The organism is Erwinia sp. E602 (assembly GCF_018141005.1).
Taxonomy (GTDB): Bacteria; Pseudomonadota; Gammaproteobacteria; order Enterobacterales; family Enterobacteriaceae; genus Erwinia.
Window position 1 is genome coordinate 458461 of the sequence record NZ_CP046582.1, and the last position, 19754, is coordinate 478214.

16 protein-coding genes are annotated in these 19754 nt (G+C 59.5%); 11 read left to right on the forward strand and 5 right to left on the reverse strand.

Going from position 1 to position 19754, the window contains the following annotated elements:
* Positions 1 to 308: 308 nt before the first annotated feature.
* From csrD to tldD, 8 genes are all read left to right on the forward strand, one after another.
* Positions 309 to 2258, forward strand: coding sequence for an RNase E specificity factor CsrD (gene csrD / locus GKQ23_RS03530; protein WP_056231038.1), 1950 nt, complete (start codon positions 309 to 311; stop codon positions 2256 to 2258).
* 313 nt (positions 2259 to 2571) lie between these two features.
* Positions 2572 to 3615, forward strand: coding sequence for a rod shape-determining protein MreB (mreB, locus tag GKQ23_RS03535; RefSeq protein WP_003855260.1), 1044 nt, complete (start codon positions 2572 to 2574; stop codon positions 3613 to 3615).
* Positions 3616 to 3684: 69 nt separating this feature from the next.
* Entirely contained in the window at positions 3685 to 4809 is a 1125-nt protein-coding gene (mreC, locus tag GKQ23_RS03540) for a rod shape-determining protein MreC (protein WP_212409778.1), read from the forward strand.
* Complete coding sequence (gene mreD, locus GKQ23_RS03545) at positions 4806 to 5294, forward strand: rod shape-determining protein MreD (RefSeq protein WP_056231040.1); 489 nt, start codon at positions 4806 to 4808, stop codon at positions 5292 to 5294. Before mreC ends, mreD begins: the two co-directional genes overlap by 4 nt.
* A gap of 9 nt (positions 5295 to 5303) precedes the next feature.
* On the forward strand, positions 5304 to 5897 hold the full coding sequence (locus tag GKQ23_RS03550; protein WP_212409779.1) for a nucleoside triphosphate pyrophosphatase: 594 nt from the start codon (positions 5304 to 5306) through the stop codon (positions 5895 to 5897).
* Complete coding sequence (rng, locus tag GKQ23_RS03555) at positions 5887 to 7356, forward strand: ribonuclease G (RefSeq protein WP_056231046.1); 1470 nt, start codon at positions 5887 to 5889, stop codon at positions 7354 to 7356. The genes GKQ23_RS03550 and rng overlap by 11 nt, the downstream gene beginning before the upstream one ends.
* A gap of 15 nt (positions 7357 to 7371) precedes the next feature.
* Positions 7372 to 11184 (forward strand): AsmA2 domain-containing protein YhdP, encoded by a 3813-nt coding sequence (yhdP, locus tag GKQ23_RS03560; RefSeq protein ID WP_212409780.1) that lies wholly within the window; start codon positions 7372 to 7374, stop codon positions 11182 to 11184.
* 99 nt (positions 11185 to 11283) lie between these two features.
* Positions 11284 to 12729: a metalloprotease TldD gene (tldD, locus tag GKQ23_RS03565; protein WP_056231053.1), complete on the forward strand. Its 1446-nt coding sequence runs from the start codon at positions 11284 to 11286 to the stop codon at positions 12727 to 12729.
* A gap of 70 nt (positions 12730 to 12799) precedes the next feature.
* On the opposite strand, the gene aaeR is transcribed toward tldD, so the two are convergent.
* Complete coding sequence (aaeR, locus tag GKQ23_RS03570; RefSeq protein WP_056231056.1) at positions 12800 to 13717, reverse strand: HTH-type transcriptional activator AaeR; 918 nt, start codon at positions 13715 to 13717, stop codon at positions 12800 to 12802.
* Between the two features lie 271 nt (positions 13718 to 13988).
* Here aaeR and aaeX point away from each other — a divergent pair, with 271 nt between their 5' ends.
* From aaeX to aaeB, 3 genes are read left to right on the forward strand one after another with little or no spacing between them, the layout of a single operon-like run.
* Positions 13989 to 14192 carry a p-hydroxybenzoic acid efflux pump operon protein AaeX gene (gene aaeX, locus GKQ23_RS03575; RefSeq protein ID WP_056231059.1) on the forward strand — a complete coding sequence of 68 codons (204 nt, stop codon included), beginning with the start codon at positions 13989 to 13991 and terminating at the stop codon, positions 14190 to 14192.
* 7 nt (positions 14193 to 14199) lie between these two features.
* Entirely contained in the window at positions 14200 to 15132 is a 933-nt protein-coding gene (gene aaeA / locus GKQ23_RS03580; RefSeq protein ID WP_212409781.1) for a p-hydroxybenzoic acid efflux pump subunit AaeA, read from the forward strand.
* Between the two features lie 13 nt (positions 15133 to 15145).
* The gene (gene aaeB, locus GKQ23_RS03585) at positions 15146 to 17104 is read left to right on the forward strand and encodes a p-hydroxybenzoic acid efflux pump subunit AaeB (RefSeq protein WP_056231065.1); all 1959 of its coding nucleotides are present in this window, start codon (positions 15146 to 15148) and stop codon (positions 17102 to 17104) included.
* Between the two features lie 426 nt (positions 17105 to 17530).
* On the opposite strand, the gene yhcN (GKQ23_RS03590) is transcribed toward aaeB, so the two are convergent.
* From yhcN (GKQ23_RS03590) to argR, 4 genes are all read right to left on the reverse strand, one after another.
* Positions 17531 to 17794, reverse strand: a complete 264-nt coding sequence (gene yhcN, locus GKQ23_RS03590; protein ID WP_056231067.1) for a peroxide/acid stress response protein YhcN — start codon at positions 17792 to 17794, stop codon at positions 17531 to 17533.
* 104 nt (positions 17795 to 17898) lie between these two features.
* The gene (yhcN, locus tag GKQ23_RS03595) at positions 17899 to 18168 is read right to left on the reverse strand and encodes a peroxide/acid stress response protein YhcN (protein WP_056231070.1); all 270 of its coding nucleotides are present in this window, start codon (positions 18166 to 18168) and stop codon (positions 17899 to 17901) included.
* A 105-nt stretch (positions 18169 to 18273) separates the two neighbouring features.
* Positions 18274 to 18537, reverse strand: coding sequence for a peroxide/acid stress response protein YhcN (gene yhcN, locus GKQ23_RS03600; protein WP_056231072.1), 264 nt, complete (start codon positions 18535 to 18537; stop codon positions 18274 to 18276).
* Positions 18538 to 18997: 460 nt separating this feature from the next.
* A complete protein-coding gene (gene argR, locus GKQ23_RS03605; RefSeq protein ID WP_056231075.1) occupies positions 18998 to 19468 on the reverse strand; it encodes a transcriptional regulator ArgR in 471 nt (156 codons plus the stop codon).
* Positions 19469 to 19754: the final 286 nt, after the last annotated feature.

Below are 19754 nucleotides of genomic sequence, written 5' to 3' on the forward strand. Positions count from 1 at the left end.
GAAAATAGTCCCGGTTGACAGGCTCAGGGTATTGACCAGCTAACGCGGCGTGGATCTGTCTGAATGAGCGTGTAAGAATTCCCTTAAAAGGGAGCTTCGCTATTTCATCAGTAACAGTAATGACTATACTCGGGAAAAACTCATCTTTATCTGAGTGAAAGTAAGCACAAGGTAAGCAAACGTAACCAGAGATGTGATATTTTCCCTCAACTCTGCCAGCGGCCATACCGGTTCGCTCAGGCCATCAGCAACCGGGCTGCGGCGGCGCGCTAATAACGTGCGATCGTCACAGTGATATGGGCACAAGGATGCGATTAACCAGTAAACTCTCTGCGATTTTTTCCCTGCTGTGTCTGCTGGCGGTGCTGCTGATGCTGGCCGGCTCGGCGCTGAGTTTTTTTACCCTCAGCAGCCAGCGCGCGGAAGATCGCCTGCAGCGGATGGCAGAGGATATCGACCGGGCGCTGGAGACGCAGCCCGCGGCGCAGATTGAACCCGCGCTGCAGCCGCTGATGAACCCGCTACAGCTGGAGCACATCGCGCTGTATCAACGGGGGGAGCGGATTTTTCTTATCACCCGCCATCAGCAGCCGCTGATTGATGACCTGCCAAACCGCTATCGCCAGACCCGCCTTACCCTCTCGCAGCACCCCGACGTGACGCTGGAAATAACCCGCATCGATACCACCAAAACCTGGTTTACCTCGATGATAGGCGCGTCGACGCTGCTGGCGGTGATCGTGGTGGTGACGATCATGTCGCTGCTGCTGCTGCAGGCCCATCGCTGGCTGCGGCAGCAGTTGCAGGGGATGGAGCGGCTGGAAGCGCGCGCGGCGGCGATTATCCGCGGTGAGCGCGCCGGTATCCGCCAGGGGTCGGTTCACGAGTGGCCACCCAAGGCCAGCAGCGCCATCGACCTGCTGCTGGCCGACCTGAAAGAGGCCGGGGAACAGCATACCCGTATTGATACCTTAATCCGCGCCTTTGCCGCGCAGGACGCGCGCACCGGGCTGAATAACCGGCTGTTTTTTGATAACCAGCTGGCAACGCTGCTGGAAGATTCGGAAGCGGTCGGCACCCACGGCATGGTAATGATGATCCGCCTGCCGGATTTTGACAGCCTGCGCGAACGCTGGGGCAGCGGGCCGGTACAGGAGTATCTGTTTGCACTGGTGAACATGCTCTCTACTTTTGTGTTGCGCTATCCGGGCGCGCTGCTGGCGCGCTATTTCCGCACCGATTTTGCCGTGCTGCTGCCACACCGCAGCGTCAGGGATGCCGACGGCATTGCCTCGCAGCTGATCAAGGCGGTCGACTCGCTGCCGCCGACGCGGATGGTCGACAGCAGCGATATGATTCATATCGGTATTAGCGGCTGGCGGGGTGGGCAGACCACCCAGCAGGTGATGGAGAGCGCCGAACTGGCGACCCGCAACGCGATGCTGCAGGGGGGTAACGGCTGGTCGCTCGGCGACGGGGCACAAAATGATTTCACCCGCGGCAGCGTCAGGTGGCGCACGCTGCTGGAGAATACGGTGAACCGCGGTGGGCCCCGGTTGTACCAGAAACCTGCGGTAATGCACGACGGGCTGGTGCACCACCGCGAGTTGCTGCCGCGCATTTTTGATGGCGATAAAGAGCTGCTGGCGGCGGAATACCTGCCGCTGGTTCAGCAGCTGGGTCTGGCTGAGCGCTACGACCGCCAGCTGGTCGCCCGGGTGGTGGCGCTGACGGCGCAGTGGCCGGAAGAGACGCTGGCCATTCCGCTGACGCTTGACTCGCTGCTGCAGCGATCTTTCCTGCTCTGGCTGCGTGACAGCCTGCTGCAATGCACTAAATCACAACGAAAACGCATTTTATTTGAACTTGCAGAAGCAGATGTTTGTCAACACATCAACCGTCTGGCACCGGTGTTCCGTTTGCTCTACGGTTTCGGCTGTCGGGTGGCGGTCACCCAGGCGGGATTAACGGTGGTCAGCACCGCTTATATCAGGCAGTTTCAGGTCGGGCTGATCAAGCTGCATCCAGGGCTGGTGCGCAACATTGAACGGCGCACGGAAAATCAGCTGTTTGTGCAGAGTCTGCTGGAAAGCTGTAAGCACACCTCAACGCAGGTTTTCGCCACCGGCGTGCGCTTCAAACAGGAGTGGCAGACGCTGGTGGAACTGGGTGTCACCGGGGGGCAGGGGGACTTTTTCGCCACCTCCCAACCGGTTAACAGTAACGTGAAAAAATATTCGCAAAGATATCGAGTTTAGTCTGCCGTTACGCGGCTTTTCACGTAGAATAGCCGCGCGGTTGTGGTTCGACGCGGCTTTCACGTTAGCCGGGGCGAAACTGAAATGTTAAATATTATGTATGTTATGTCTGCCAAAAAGTCGGAAAACCCGGGTTGAATGCTGAAATTACGGCTTTCGTATTACAGTGCTCTGTAAAGGTTGTGACGCTGGCATGAGATAGCATGTTTTTTCACCGAAGCAGAACGTTTATGCGCCTTGTCGCTGCTTCGCGTGGTTGGTAAAGTAAGCGGATTTTATTTTCCGCCCCCAGCTTGCAGGATTATCCTTCAGTATGTTTAAAAAATTCCGTGGCATGTTTTCCAACGACTTGTCCATCGACCTGGGTACCGCCAATACCCTGATTTACGTCAAAGGGCAGGGCATTGTTCTTAATGAGCCTTCTGTCGTTGCTATCCGTCAGGATCGTGCCGGTTCCCCAAAGAGCGTGGCTGCGGTCGGCCATGACGCCAAACAGATGCTGGGTCGCACGCCCGGCAATATTGCCGCTATTCGCCCAATGAAAGACGGCGTTATCGCCGACTTCTTTGTTACCGAAAAAATGCTGCAGCACTTCATCAAACAGGTTCACAGCAACAGCTTTATGCGCCCAAGCCCGCGTGTACTGGTATGCGTGCCGGTCGGCGCGACCCAGGTTGAGCGTCGTGCGATTCGTGAATCGGCCCAGGGGGCAGGTGCCCGCGAAGTGTTCCTGATCGAAGAGCCAATGGCTGCCGCGATCGGTGCCGGCCTGCCGGTTTCCGAAGCGACCGGCTCGATGGTGGTGGATATCGGCGGCGGTACCACCGAAGTTGCGGTGATCTCGCTGAACGGCGTGGTTTACTCTTCTTCTGTTCGTATCGGCGGTGACCGCTTCGACGAAGCGATTATCAATTATGTGCGTCGCAACTACGGCTCGCTGATTGGTGAGGCGACCGCAGAACGCATCAAACACGAAATCGGCTCGGCTTATCCGGGTGATGAAGTGCGCGAAATTGAAGTGCGTGGCCGTAACCTGGCTGAAGGTGTTCCGCGTGGTTTCACGTTGAACTCCAATGAGATTCTGGAAGCGTTACAGGAACCATTAACCGGTATCGTCAGTGCGGTGATGGTTGCGCTGGAACAGTGTCCGCCAGAACTGGCGTCTGATATCTCCGAACGCGGCATGGTACTGACCGGCGGGGGAGCGCTGCTGCGCAACCTGGATCGCCTGCTTATGGAAGAGACCGGGATCCCGGTGGTCGTGGCAGAAGACCCGCTGACCTGCGTTGCACGCGGTGGCGGTAAAGCGTTGGAAATGATCGACATGCACGGCGGCGATTTGTTCAGCGAAGAATAATCTGCCTGAAGGAGTGCCGGGGCGCTGCCCGCACTCCTTTTTCATGTTGTCGAGGAAAACGCCGAGTTTATGAAGCCGATGTTCAGCAGGGGGCCGTCCCTGCAGTTACGCTTATTTTTAGCGGTTGTGGTGGCCATTGGTGTCATCGTTGCCGACAGCCGTATGGGTGCCTTCACCCAGATCCGCACCTACATGGACACTGCCGTCAGTCCATTCTATTTCCTGGCCAACGGGCCACGACAAATTCTGGACAATGTGTCTGACACATTGGCCTCCCGCCAGCAGATCGAGCTGGAAAACAAAGCGCTCCACCGTGAACTGATCTTAAAGAACAGTGAACTGCTGATGCTCGGGCAGTTTAAGCAGGAAAACGCCCGCCTGCGTGAGCTGCTGGGTTCACCGCTGCGTCAGGATGAGCAGAAGATGGTCACCCAGGTGATCTCCACCGGTACCGATCCCTATACCGACCAGGTGGTGATCGACAAAGGCAGCGTCAACGGCGTCTATGAAGGCCAGCCGGTGATCAGTGATAAGGGCGTGGTCGGCCAGGTCGTCGCCGTCGGCAAAATCACCAGCCGGGTTCTGCTGATTTGCGATGCTTCCCACGCGCTGCCGATTCAGGTGCTGCGCAACGATATTCGGGTGATCGCCGCCGGCAACGGCTGCACCGAAGACCTGCAGCTGGAACATCTGCCGGGCAACACCGACATTCGCGTCGGCGATGTGCTGGTCACCTCCGGCCTCGGCGGGCGTTTCCCGGAAGGCTATCCGGTGGGCGTGGTTTCTTCGGTGAAGGTTGATACCCAGCGCGCCTACACTGTGATTCAGGCCCGGCCAACCGCCGGCCTGCAGCGCCTGCGCTATCTGCTGCTGCTGTGGGGCGCTGACCGTAATGGCAGCATGCCGATGGCACCGGAGGAGGTGCACCGCGTCGCCAACGAGCGTCTGATGCAGATGATGCCGCAGGTGCTGCCGGCGGCCAGCGAGATGATGGGGCCGCCCGCTCCGTCCCAGCCTGAAACTGCCGTGCCCGCTGCCGCCGGTAGTAACGCAACCGCACCCGCTACTTCGGCCGTGTCCGGTAATGCGGCTGTGCCGCGCAACGCGACGGGCAATGCCGCTGGCAACCGCGGCAGCGCACCGGCTACCGCTAATGGCGCCACACCGCCGGCATCACGCGGAGAGAGCCGTTGAGCCGCTATCGCACCCAGGGTCGCTGGGTGATCTGGCTCTCTTTCCTGGTGGCGCTGGTGCTGCAGATTATGCCGTGGCCCGAGCAGCTGTTTATGTACCGGCCGTCATGGCTGCTGCTGATCCTGATCTACTGGGTGCTGGCGCTGCCGCACCGGGTGAACGTCGGCAGCGGCTTCCTGATGGGTTCGATCATGGATCTGGTTACCGGCTCCACGCTGGGCGTGCGCGCGCTGGCGTTCAGCATTATCGCCTACCTGGTGGCGTTCAAATTCCAGCTGTTCCGCAACCTGGCGCTGTGGCAGCAGGCTCTGATGGTGATGGTGCTGTCACTGGCGATGGACGTGATCGTCTTCTGGGCCGAGTTCCTGGTGATTAACGTCTCCTTCCGTCCGGAAATCTTCTGGAGCAGCGTGATTGACGGTGTGCTGTGGCCCTGGCTGTTCCTGCTGATGAGAAAAATTCGCCGCCAGTTTGCCGTACAATAAAGGAAAATTATGCTATCCCTCTATCTGGCTTCTGGCTCTCCCCGCCGCCGTGAACTGCTGACCCAGCTGGGGCTGTCGTTTACACGGCTGACAAGTGAAGTGGAAGAGCAGCGCCACGCCGGTGAAGCGGCCGAAGCCTACGTGCGCCGGCTGGCGCGCGATAAAGCACGGGCGGGCGTCGCCATTGCTCCGCTTGATCTGCCGGTGCTTGGGGCGGATACCATCGTGGTACTCAATGGCGAGGTGCTGGAAAAACCAGCGGACAGCGCGGCGGCGGCGGTGATGCTGGCCAAACTGTCGGGCCAGACGCATCAGGTCATGACCGCCGTGGCGCTGGCCGACAGCCAGCGGCTGCTGGAGTGCCTGGTGGTCACCGAGGTGACGTTCCGCCTGCTTAGCGCCGACGATATCCGTGACTATATCGCCAGCGGCGAGCCGATGGATAAGGCCGGCAGCTATGGCATTCAGGGGCTGGGTGGCAATTTTGTCAGAAAAATCAACGGAAGTTATCATGCGGTCGTCGGCCTGCCGCTGGTGGAAACAGCCGAGCTGTTCAGCCAGTTTCAGGCGCTGCGTGAAGTGAGAGGACAACATGACAGCTGAGCTACTGGTAAACATTACGCCGTCGGAAACGCGGGTAGCCTATATTGATGGCGGCATCCTGCAGGAGATCCACATCGAGCGCGAAGCGCGCCGTGGCATCGTCGGCAATATCTACAAAGGCCGCGTCAGCCGGGTGCTGCCCGGCATGCAGGCGGCGTTTGTCGATATCGGCCTGGAAAAAGCCGCCTTCCTGCACGCCTCCGACATCATGCCGCACACCGAATGCGTGGCGGGTGATGAGAAGAAGAACTTTATCGTCCGCGACATCTCCGAGCTGGTGCGTCAGGGCCAGGATCTGATGGTGCAGGTGGTGAAAGACCCGCTCGGCACCAAGGGCGCGCGCCTGACCACCGACATTACGCTGCCCTCACGTTACCTGGTGTTTATGCCAGGGGCTTCCCACGTCGGCGTGTCACAGCGCATTGAGAGTGAGAAAGAGCGCGACCGCCTGAAGGCGGTGGTGGCCGCCCACTGTGACGAACTGGGTGGCTACATCATCCGCACCGCCGCCGAAGGCGTCGGTGAAGATGAGCTGGCCTCCGATGCCGCCTTCCTGAAGCGCCTGTGGACCAAGGTTGTCCAGCGTAAGAAGCGCAATCAGACCCGCTGCCGCCTGTACGGTGAAGTGGCGCTGTCGCAGCGTATTCTGCGTGATTTTGCCGGCGCGGCTCTGGACAGGGTGCGCATTGATTCACGCCAGACCTATGAACAGCTGATCGAATTCACCGGTGAATATATCCCGGAGATGACGGCTAAACTGGAACTCTACGTCGGTAAACAGCCGATCTTCGATCTCTATGACGTCGAGAACGAGATCCAGCGGTCGCTCGATCGTAAGGTGGAGCTGAAGTCCGGTGGCTACCTGATCATCGATCAGACCGAGGCGATGACCACCATCGATATCAATACCGGGGCCTTCGTCGGCCACCGTAATCTTGATGAAACCATCTTTAACACCAATATCGAAGCTACCCAGGCGATCGCCCGTCAGCTGCGGCTGCGTAATCTGGGCGGGATCATCATTATCGACTTTATTGATATGAGTAATGAAGACCACCGTCGTCGGGTGCTGCATTCGCTGGAGCAGGGGCTGAGCAAGGACCGGGTGAAGAGCGGGATCAACGGCTTCTCGCAGCTGGGCCTGGTCGAGATGACCCGTAAGCGCACCCGTGAAAGCATTGAGCACGTGCTGTGCAAGGACTGCCCGGTCTGTAAAGGACGCGGCACGCTGAAAACGGTGGAGACGGTCTGTTACGAGATTATGCGTGAGGTAGTACGCGTACATCATGCCTATGATTCGGACCGTTTCCTGGTCTATGCGTCACCCGCGGTGGGCGAGGCGCTGAAAAGCGACGAATCGCACGCGCTGGCGGAAGTCGAGATTTTCGTCGGCAAACAGGTGAAGGTTCAGATAGAACCGCTCTATACTCAGGAACAGTTTGACGTAGTGATGATGTAACCCAGGGAGACGTGTGTGAGGCAATTGCCGAGGATTTTGCTGCTGACAGGCGCAACACTGGTGGTGGTGACGGCGCTGGTGGTGAGCGGCTTACGCCTGCTGATGCCGCATATGAATGCCTGGCGTGTGCCGATCCTTGAGCGCGTTTCGGCCGTTACCGGCACGCGGGTCGAGGCCAGCTCGCTGGAAGGCGCATGGGAAAATTTTGGCCCGCGCGTTGAAATTAAAGACGTACAGGCCGCGTTGAACGACGGCGGCCAGCTCAGCATCCAGCGCGTTACCCTGGCGCTGGACGTCTGGCAGTCGCTGTTGCACCTGCGCTGGCAGTTTCGCGATCTCACCTTCTGGCAGTTCAACCTGGTCACCAACACACCGCTGAGCGGCGGTAACGCTGCATCCCCCGACCTGCAGAGCGATCGGCTCAACGACCTGTTTTTACGCCAGTTTGACCATTTCGATCTGCGCGACAGCCTGATCGACTTCGTTACGCCTTCCGGCCAGCGCGCCCGCCTGACCGTGCCCCAGCTCACCTGGCTGAATGAGAAAAATCGCCACCGCGCCGAAGGGCTGGTCAGCTTGTCCAGCTTCACCGGCCAGCACGGCGTGGTGCAGGTGCGGCTCGACCTCAGCGACAGCAACGGCTATCTCGACAACGGCCGGGTGTGGATGCAGGCCGATGACGTCGACGTCAAACCCTGGCTGGGGCAGTGGATGCGCGATAACACCAGCCTGGAGAGCGCCCGCTTCAGCCTTGCGGCGTGGATGACGGTCAAAAACGGCGAGGTGCACGAGGGTGACGTCTGGCTGAAACGCGGCGGCGCGCGCTGGCGGGGCGACCCGCAGATGCACGAACTGCGGGTTGACGATCTGACCGCCCACATCAGGCGTTTTAACGGCGGCTGGAGCCTGGCCGTTCCGCAGACGCGGCTAATCACCGACGGCGACCCCTGGCCTGCCGGTGAGCTGTCGCTGCTGTGGCAGCCGGACAACCCTCAGTTGCCGGGGCCGGAGCACAATCAGGAACTACGGGTGCGCGCCACCCATCTCGACCTGCAGCACCTGGCCCCGCTGGTGCCACTGTTTGCCAAACTCTCACCGCAGCTGCAGGAGAACTGGCAGGCGCTGCAGCCGCGCGGGCAACTGCAGGCGCTGGCGGTGGATATTCCGCTGCAGCAGCCGGAACGTACGCGCTTTCAGGGCAACTGGCAAAACCTCAGCTGGCAGCCGTGGAAGCTGCTGCCGGGCATGGAGCACTTAAACGGCAGCCTCAGCGGCAGCGTTGGCGACGGACGCCTTGATTTCAGCATTAATCAGGCCACGCTGCCCTACGCGGAGATGTTCCGCGCGCCGCTAAACATCCACCACGCGGGTGGGGGCATCCGCTGGCAGTATGGCCCGCAGGGGCTGACGCTGGCGGGCGTTGGGCTTGACGTGCAGGCGCAGGCGCTGTGGGCGCGCGGGGATTTCCGCTATCAGCAGCCTGAAGACCAGCCGCCGCGGCTGGATATTCTGGCCGGGATCAATCTGAGCGACGCCGCCCAGGCGTGGCGCTACTTCCCGGAACCGCTGATGGGCACCTCGCTCACCGACTACCTCAGCGGTGCGCTCAAGGGTGGTCAGGTACAGGATGCCACGCTGATTTTTGCCGGCGACCCGCACCAGTTCCCGTTCCGTCATAACGATGGCATGTTCGAGGTGGCGGTGCCGCTGCGTAACGCGACCTACGAGTTCGAGCCGGGCTGGCCGCCGCTGGAAAATCTGGCCATTGACCTCGACTTTGCGAACAACGGGCTGTGGATGAAGGCGGCAGAGACCCACCTTGGCGCGGCAGTGGGGCGTAATATCTCGGCGGTGATCCCGGATTACACCCGCGAGAAGCTGCTGATTGATGGTGATATCAGCGGCAGCGGGCCGCAGATCCGCGACTACTTTAACCAGTCACCGCTCAAACCCTCGCTGGGCGCGGCGCTGGACGAGCTGCAGATCGGCGGCAACGTCAGTGGGCGCTTACATCTCGATATCCCGCTGGACGGCGGGGAGGTGCGCGCCAGCGGCGACGTCAGCCTGAACAAAAACTCGCTGTTTATCGCCCCGATTGGCACCCGCTTCGAGCAGCTCAGCGGGCGCTTCAGCTATGACAACGGCAATCTGAACAGCGAGGCGCTGACCGCGCGCTGGTTTGGCCAGCCGCTGGGGGTGCGTTTTACCACCCGCGAAGGTGAGAAAGATTACCAGATCGGGGTGGATATGGACGCCAGCTGGCAGCCGGCCACGCTGGAACCGCTGCCGGATGCGCTGCGCCAGCGGCTGGCCGGTAGCCTGCCGTGGCAGGGTAAGGTGCAGATTAATCTGCCGCACGGCGGCGGCGCGAACTACTCGGTGGCTATCGACGGCGACCTGAAAAATGTAAGCAGTCACTTACCTGCGCCGCTGGATAAAACGGCGGGCAGCGCGCTGCCGGTCAAACTGGCGGCCAGCGGTAACCTGAAAGGCTTTGAGCTGAGCGGCGCGCTGGGCGCGGAGCAGCGTTTCAACAGCCGCTGGCTGCTGGGTAAGCAGCTGCATCTGGATCGCGGTATCTGGCAGGGCGACGTTAAGCGCACGCCGCCCCTGCCGGAAAACAGCGGCATGGTGCTGAACCTGCCGCCGCTGGACGGCGAAGCCTGGCTGGGCCTGCTGAGCAGCAACCTGGCCGGCAGCGGCAAAGCGGGCGCTGGCAAAACGGGCACGCCGTCGCTGCCTGGCGATATCCGCCTGCATACCCCGGCCCTGACGCTGGGCGGCCAGCAGTGGCAGGATCTGGACCTGACGGTGTCGCAGGGCGTCGCCGGTCAGACCCGCGTGGCCGCCAGAGGGCGCGAGATTGACGGCAGCCTGGTCAGCCAGGCGTCCGGCCCGTGGCAGGCCAGTCTGAAGTACCTCTACTACAACCCGCAGTGGGCCGACGGCGGCGGCGATTCACCGCTGCCTGCCGATGCCAATAGCATTGACTTCAGCCACTGGCCGGCGCTGCGGCTTAACTGCGACGAATGCTGGCTGCGCGGGCAGAAATTCGGCCGCATGCAGGCGGAACTGACCCCCGCCGGCGATACCCTGACCCTGAAACAGGGCCTGATCGACAGCGGCAACGCGCGCCTGACGGTGGCCGGTGAGTGGGTCAACCGCCCCGGCGAGGCGCGCACGTCGCTGAAAGGCGTGCTGAGCGGCAAGAATATCAGCGATGCTACCAACTGGTTTGGCGTCAGCAGCCCGCTGCGCGACGCGCCGTTTAAGCTCGATTACGACCTGCACTGGCGCTCTGCGCCGTGGCAGCCCTCGCTGGAGACGCTGAGCGGCGTGCTCAAATCACACCTGGGAGCCGGGCAGATTGCCGATGTCTCTACCGGTCGTGCCGGGCAGCTGCTGCGGCTGGTCAGCTTCGACGCGCTGCTGCGCAAGTTGCGGCTGGACTTCAGCGATACCTTCAGCGAGGGCTTTTACTTTGACTCGATTAACGGCACCGCGTGGGTTGAAAACGGCGTGATGCACACCGATAACCTGCTGGTGGACGGGCTGGAAGCCGATATCGCCATGCAGGGGAAGCTGGACCTGGTGAAACGGCGCATCGATATGCAGGCGGTGGTGGCCCCGGAGATCTCCGCCACCGTTGGGGTGGCTACCGCATTTGCGGTCAACCCGGTGATCGGCGCGGCGGTGTTTGCCGCCAGCAAGGTGCTCGGGCCGTTGTGGAGTAAGATATCTGTGCTGCGCTATCACATCGGCGGGCCGATCGATAAACCGGAAATCAACGAGGTGTTGCGTAAACCTCGTAAAAACGATGATAAGTGAGTTTGACGTAGCAGCAGATTTGACTCAGGCTAACGTAAACGCATAGACGATATTGAACATTAAGGCAGCCGACGGCGGCTCCCTGCTAAGTGAGAATTCATGAGCCTGAATCTGGTAAGTGAGCAGTTACTGACTGCCAATAACATTAGTCACAGCGACCTCTTTTCCATCCTTGGTCAGCTTTCCGAGCGCAGGCTGGACTACGCCGACCTCTATTTCCAGGCCAGCTATCACGAATCCTGGGTGCTGGAAGACCGCATTATTAAAGATGGCTCGTACAACATCGATCAGGGCGTGGGCGTGCGCGCGGTCAGCGGTGAGAAGACCGGCTTTGCCTACGCCGATCAGCTGACGCTGAATGCATTGCAGCAGAGCGCCACCGCCGCGCGCAGCATCGTGCGTGAGCAGGGCAACGGCCGTTCACACACCCTTGGTGCGGTGTTGCACCGTCCGCTTTACCCGGCGCTGGACCCGCTGCAAAGCCTGTCGCGCGAAGATAAAATTGCCCTCTTGCACCGGGTGGACAGCGCTGCCCGCGCGGCCGACCCGCGCGTGCAGGAGGTCTCCGCCAGCCTGACCGGCGTCTATGAACTGGTGCTGGTGGCGGCGACCGACGGCACGCTGGCAACGGATGTTCGCCCGCTGGTGCGCCTGTCGGTCAGCGTACAGGTCGACGATAACGGCAAACGCGAGCGCGGCAGCAGCGGCGGCGGCGGCCGTTCCGGCTACGAATTCTTCCTCGCCGACGAAAATGGCGAAGTGCGTGCCGAAGCCTGGGCGCGCGAAGCGGTGCGTATGGCGCTGGTTAATCTGAGCGCGGTAGCGGCCCCGGCCGGGGCGATTCCGGTGGTGCTCGGTGCCGGCTGGCCGGGCGTACTGCTGCATGAAGCGGTTGGCCACGGCCTGGAAGGCGACTTCAACCGTCGCGGCACCTCGGTGTTCAGCGGTCAGCTTGGTCAGCAGGTGGCGTCGGAGCTGTGTACGGTGGTTGACGACGGTACCATTGAAGGCCTGCGCGGCTCGCTGGCGGTGGATGATGAAGGCGTGCCGGGCCAGTACAACGTGCTGATTGAGAAGGGCATCCTGAAAGGCTATATGCAGGACAAGCTTAATGCCCGCCTGATGGGCGTGGCGCCGACCGGCAACGGCCGTCGCGAATCCTACGCTCACCTGCCGATGCCGCGTATGACCAATACCTATATGCTGGCCGGTAAGTCGACGCCGCAGGAGATTATCGAAAGCGTGGAGTACGGCCTGTACGCGCCGAACTTCGGCGGTGGGCAGGTGGATATCACCTCCGGCAAGTTTGTCTTCTCGACCTCGGAAGCCTATCTGATCGAAAACGGTAAGGTGACCAAACCGGTTAAGGGGGCGACCCTGATCGGCTCCGGCATTGAGGCGATGCAGCAGATTTCGATGGTCGGTAACGACCTGGCGCTGGATAAGGGCGTTGGCGTCTGTGGTAAAGAGGGGCAGAGCCTGCCGGTGGGCGTGGGCCAGCCGACGCTGAAGCTGGATAAAATTACCGTCGGCGGCACCGAGTAACCTCCCCGGTTGCTGATAATAAAGATTGCCCTCACCCCTGAGGGCAATCCTGTTCTGTTTTCCCCCGCCGTCAGGGCTGACGAAACTCCTGATATATCTCCGCCACCTTATCGAAGTAGTCGGTCAGGTAGTTGATACACACCTGCACCTTCAGCGGCAGCTTGTCTTTCTGGGTGTAGACCGCATACACCGGTCGCGGTACCGACTGATAGTGGGCAAACAGGATCTCCACCTCACCGCTATTAATCTCATCGATGATCCACATCAGCGGCACGTAGGCGATGCCGGTACCGGCCTTCAGCCAGCGGATCAGCGTCTGTGAATCGTTGGTGGCAAAGCGTCCGCGCGGCGACAGGCGGGTGGTGGTGCCCTGCGGGGAGGTCAGCTCAAAGTCGTTATCCGGCCGAACGCTGTATTCCAGCCACGAGAAGTGGCCGATACCGGCCGGATTTTCCGGCGTGCCGTGCTGCGCGAGATAGCTCTTTGCCGCGCAGACCACCATCGGCATCGATCCGACGCGCTTGGAAAACAGGCTGGAGTCCTGCAGCGCACCCACGCGCAACACCAGATCCAGCCCGTCGGCGATCAGATCGGGGGCCGGAATGCCGGTCACCAGATTAACCGTCAGGCCCGGGTGCTCTTTCAGCATCTCGGCGGTCATCGTGGCCAGCACGTTTTGCGCCATGGTGGAGGAGCTGCCGATACGCAGCGTGCCGATCGGCGTATTGTTAAAGGCGTAGAGCTGTTCGTGCACCTGCTGGGCTTCCGACAGCATCCGCCGGCAGCCCTGAAAATAGATCTTGCCGGCTTCCGTCAGCCCCAGGCTGCGGGTGCTGCGGTTGAGCAGCTTGACCTGCAGCTCGTCTTCCAGCCTGGCCACAATCTGACTGACCGCCGATACGCTCATCTGCAGCTGCTGCGACGCGGCGGTAAACGATCCCAGCTCTACCACGCGGGTAAACACCGACATGCCCTTCAGTCTTTCCATTATTAATCCTGGCTTAAAAGTGATTTAGATCACATTGGGTAGAAAAGATATAGTCAAGCGCGTTACTATAGCACCGCCGGGCCATCGTTCCGACGTTCTACTCCCTTTAATACTGGCACGCTGGATAGGCTATTATTCAGTAAACGCCGGTCTCGCGTCTGTACGTTCATTCACCGTATGAACATAATTTGTCTGCATGGCTTCGCCGATGCCAGAAAGGGAGCGGGTTGATGGTGCCTCAGGCCCGGTATGGTATCGACAAGGATAAGAGATGAGTGTGCTTCCGGTTATTGTGGTGTTTGGGCTGTCTTTTCCGCCCATCTTCTTTGAAATTATTGTGTCACTGATGCTGTTCTGGTTGGTGCGTCGGCTGATCACGCCTACCGGTCTGTACGATCTGGTGTGGCATCCCGCCCTGTTTAATACGGCGCTCTACTGCTGCCTGTTTTATCTTGTCTCCCGTTTGTTCGTCTGAGGTCATTGTGAAAGCGCTAACAAGAAAAATATCCCGTTTCGCCATTACGCTGCTGCTGGTGGTGGTGGCCGTCGTGCTGATTTTCCGCGTCTGGGTGTTCTACACCGAATCCCCGTGGACGCGTGATGCCAAATTCTCCGCTGACGTGGTGGCGATTGCCCCGGACGTCAGTGGCCTGATCACCGATGTGCGCGTGCGCGACAACCAGCTGGTGCAGAAAGACCAGGTGCTGTTCACCATCGACCAGCCGCGTTATCAGAAGGCGCTGGAAGAGGCTGAAGCCGATGTTGCCTACTACCAGGCGCTGCTGAGTGAAAAACGCCGCGAAGCGTCGCGCCGTAACCAGCTCGGCACCTCGGCGATGTCGCGTGAGGCGATTGACCAGGCGAACAGCGATTTCCAGACCACCGAGCACCAGCTGGCCAAAGCGGTAGCCACCCGCGATCTGGCGAAGCTCGATCTGGAGCGCACGGTGATCAAAGCGCCGTCGGCGGGCTGGGTAACCAACCTCAACGTCTATACCGGCGAGTTCATTACCCGCGGGTCGACGTCGGTGGCGCTGGTAAAACAGGGCTCGTTCTACGTGCTGGCGTACCTGGAAGAGACCAAGCTTGACGGTATCCGTCCCGGCTATCGCGTTGAGATCACCCCGCTGGGCAGCAACCAGCTGCTGCGCGGCACGGTGGACAGCGTTGCCGCCGGGGTGACCAACAGCAGCAGCACCGTTGACAGCAAAGGCATGGCCACCATTGACTCGAACCTCGAGTGGGTGCGCCTGGCGCAGCGCGTGCCGGTGCGGATCCACCTCGATCGGCAGCCGGGGAATCTGTTCCCTTCCGGCACCACGGCCACCGTGGTGGTAACCGGGCCCGCCGACCGTAAAGCCGAGCCGCTGTCGCCGTTTATGCAGCTGATGCATCGCCTGCGCGAGTTTGGCTGAGGCCGGGGGCACCATGCAGTGGTATCGTCTGCGTTTTCCGATCAAGCTTACCTTCGCCATCGTGATGGCGCTGTTTGTCGGCTTTGAATTCAATCTTGAAACCCCGCGCTGGGCGGTGATGACCGCCGCTATCGTGGCGGGCGGCACCGGCTTTGCCGCCGGTGGCGATCCCTTCTCCGGCGCGCTGCGCCACCGCGGCATGCTGCGCATTATCGGCACCTTTATCGGCTGTATCGCCGCGCTGACCATTATGATTGCCACCATTCGTGCCCCGGCGTTAATGCTGATGCTGTGCTGCCTGTGGGCCGGAGTGTGCGTGTGGATCTCTTCGCTGATCAAGGTGGAGAACTCCTATGCGCTGGGGCTGGCCGGCTATACGGCGCTGATTATTGTGGTCAGCGTAGATGCCAACGGCTCACTGTTGCTGGCACCGCAGTTTGCCGTTGAGCGCTGTAGCGAGATCATCATCGGCATCGTCTGCGCCATTCTCGCCGACCTGCTGTTTTCGCCGCGCTCGATCAAGCTGGATATTGACCGCGAAGCGGAGTCGCTGCTGGTGGATCACTACCAGCTAATGCAGCTGTGCGTAGCGCACGGCGATAAAGACGAGGTGGACAAAGCCTGGGCCGGGCTGGTGCGGCGCACCACCGCGCTGAAGGGCATGCGTACGCATCTGATGATGGAGTCCGGGCGCTGGCACAAGGTGGAGCGGCGGATGACGGTGATGAACAGCCTGTCGCTGACGCTGATTACCCAAGCCTGCGAAACCTTCCTGATCCAGAACTCGCGGCCGGAATACGTGCCGCCGCAGTTTCAGCTGTTCTTTGAAAAGCCGGTCACCAGCGTGGCTGACGTGCATAAGCGGATGAAGATCCTGCGCCGGGTGATTACCGTCAGCGGCAGCAGAAATACCCCGGCCACGCTGACCAGCTGGGTCGGCGCCGCCAGCCGTTATCTGCTGCTGCTGAAGGGGATCCAGACCAACAGCCGCATCAGCCGCATTGAGGAAGAGGTGCTGGACGCCGAACCGGTGGTGAAGATGCGTTCGGCGGAAAGCCGTCACGCGCTGCTTAACGGCGTGCGTACCTTTGTTGCCACCGGGGTGGGATCGCTGTTCTGGCTGTGGACCGGCTGGACCTCGGGCAGCGGGGCAATGGTGATGCTGGCGGTGATCACCGCGCTGGCGATGCGTATGCCGAACCCGGTGATGATGGCGAAAGATTTTGTCTACGGCATGATCGTGGCGATCCCGCTGGGATCGCTCTACTACATGGTGATCATGCCGGCCACCCAGCAGAGCCTGCTGCTGCTGCTGATCGCGCTGGGGGTGATGGCGTTTATCGCCGGGCTGCTGATCCAGCGCCGGCAGATCGGCACGCTGGGTGCACTGGTCGGCACCATCAACATCCTGACGCTGGATAATCCGATGAAATTTGAGGTCAGCGTGTTTATGGACGGCGCGCTGGGCCAGGCGATTGGTGCGATAGTGGCGCTGCTGGTGCTGCTGCTGATCCGCGACAGCTCGAAGGCCCGGGTGGCCCGTACCCTGCTGAACCGCTTTATGTACGCGGCGGTGGCGGCGATGACGACCAACACCGCGCGACGCAAAGAGAACCATCTGCCCGCGCTCTATCAGCAACTGTTTATGCTGCTGAATCTCTATCCCGGTGATATCGATAAGTTCCGCCTCGCACTGACGCTGATCATCGGTCATCAGCGGCTGCGCGATGCGGAGATCCCGATCAATGCCGATCTGTCGGCGTTTCATAAGCAAATGCGTCACACGGCGGACCGGGTGATCTCCGCCAGCAGCGACACCAAACGTCGCCACTACTTTACCCGGCTGCTGTCAGAGTTCGATATCTATCAGCAGAAGCTGGTCGAATATCAGGCTCCGCTCAGCGTCACCGAACCGGTCGCCCGGCTGGCGGCGATGCTGAAGAAATACCAGAACACCCTAATCAAGATTTAAATCCCACCGGCAGCTCACGCTGCCGGCTTTCCTTCCTGGCATGGCGTCTTCTCTCTGCTACCTGGCTGAAATCCCCCATCATCGCGGCTGAAAGCTGCCGGCTTACCTGATCGAAGTGGCTGGGATCAGAGCAGGAGCAGGCAATCTGTCGCGAGGCCCACGGGGGTTACGCCTGACTTAGCACACAGGGGAAGCGGCGCGACGGCAGGCATGTGGTCGTAACAGGCGTTGTCAGAGATCGGGCGCGTAGCTGAGGGAGGAAGGATAATGTCAGGGGAAGACGCCGTGGGGCTTGCAGACAAAAGCGCAGCGGGAACAAACGCTGCGCTTTGATGATTGGGGACGGCGGGCCAAAAAGGGCCCCGACAAGCGGGGCCAAAGGGTTCGTCTTAGTGGGCCATCGTTCGACGGCCCGGTGACGAGGAATTACTTATACAGCTCGGCAGTGACGTGGTAGTTGTCCTGCAGGCGTGCTTCAATCACACGGAAAGCAGAAGCGCCCTGTTTGTCCGCCTTCTCAGACAGCTGCTGACGGATATCGGTCGGTACGCCGTTGACGCCGCTAACGGTAATGGTGCCCGCAGATTGCAGATTCTGTACCTGCTCGCTGGTAACCAGCTGCGCGGCAGACGCGCCGAAAGCAACGGTAGAGAGCAGGCCGAGCACGGCGATGGTTGTTTTGATTTTCATTGTTCATTTCCTCAATAAGCTCAATGTTCAACAACCTGCGGGATTTCACATCTTAACCAGGTCGTCGATGTCACGGTCGGGCACGGAGGTGCCCGCGTCATTATTTATTTGTACAGTTCAGCGGTGGCGTGATAGTTGCCGTTGTTATAGGCCTCAATCACCCGGTAGGCGCTGGCACCCTGCTGGTCCGCTTTTTCCGACAGCTGCTGACGGATATCGGTCGGTGCGCCGTCAATACCGCTAACGCTTACGGTGCCAACCGGCTGCAGGTTCTGGCTGGCAACCTGTTCGCTGGTGACCAGGCTGGCCGCGCTGGCACCGAAGGAGAGAACAGAAGCAAGACCTAATGCAGCAATGGTAAAGGTAGTTTTCATAATAGTGACTCCATAAAAGGGTGATGCGATAACCGAAAGGGCTAAAAAGCGTTTATTATTCTTGGGGTTATCGTACTGATTTTGTTGATGATCGTTTGGCCGGGCTTATTTATACAGTTCGGCGGTGGCGTGCCAGTTGCCGTTGTTGTAGGCCTCTACCACGCGGTAGGCGCTGGCGCCTTGCGCATCGGCTTTGGTGTTCAGCGCCTGACGGATATCCATCGGTGAGCCGCCCACGCCGCTGACGCTAATCACGCCAACAGACTGCAGATTTTTTGCCTGATCGGTGTTAACCGATTCTGCGGCAAAAGCACCGAATGACAGGGCAGAAAGCAGGCCAAAGGTGGCAACAGTAGTTTTAACGTTCATGATATTTTTCCTCGTCAATTTTATTATCTTTGCTTGTTAGTGTGATTTGCATCACGGAAACAAGTATAGATCTAATAACGCGAAATATTAATAGCATGCTAATAATTTTTTGTTGGGGTTATTGGTTTCGGATAGGTTTTTTTATAACCGGTTGTTATAAGCAATGCCTTAAATTTAACCACCATCAAAAAAATATGATAAAAATCAAACTGATATGTCAAATTAACTATTTGTGCTGTTATTTGTGGTAGATCACATTACTACTGGCGTGATTGTGAACCGTCAGAACGCATCAGGCAGGAAAAAACCAGCGTATTGTGCTGTTTTAAGGGGAAGGGGAAAGACGAAAAACAGTCAGAGCCGCGGTGGCGCGGCTCTGACTGATAAGACCGGGGTTAACGGCCCGAAGTCACGTGCCGTGGCCTGATACTGGCTGTGACGAGCGACAACGCGCTAAGGCTTACAGCTCCTGCTCAAACAGCACCAGCACCGCGTCGTGCAGCTGTTTCACCGTAAAGCTGCGCGCAGGCGTGATAAAGATGGTGTCATCACCGGCGATAGTGCCGAGGATACCCTCCGCTTTGCCCAGCGAATCCAGCAGGCGGGCGATCAGCTGCGCCGCGCCGGGGCTGGTATGGATCACCACCAGCGCATCGTTATAGTCGATGTCCAGCACCAGGTTTTTCAGCGGGCTGGTGGTGGTCGGCACGCCCAGCTCCGCCGGCAGGCAGTAGACCATCTCCATTTTGGCGTTGCGGGTGCGTACCGCGCCGAACTTGGTCAGCATCCGCGACACTTTCGACTGATTGATGTTCTCAAAGCCATCGTGCTGCAGTGCGCTGACGATCTCGCCCTGCGAGCTGAATTTTTCTTCTTTCAGTAAGGCCTTGAACGCCTTGATCAGTTCTTCTTGTTTTGACGGATTACGCATAGGTTACCGATAAAAGTGAGTTATTAAGGGATACCCGCAGCGGGATATTAAATTATTATGCAATTAAATGAATTTTTATGCAAACAGGAAGTGACAAAATCTGTCTGCAGACCGGCCGGGGAGCGCAGTCTAACAAAGTTTGGAACGAAAAAGTATTTGCCTGCCTTGAATTGATGTGACTAAAAAGTAAACATTTTGTTAGTGTTTAAATTGAAGTTGTTCCGATAAGTGCTATAGGTGTAAGGTAGCGCCGATTTTTTCCGTCTGCCGTTCTCACCGCGCAAAA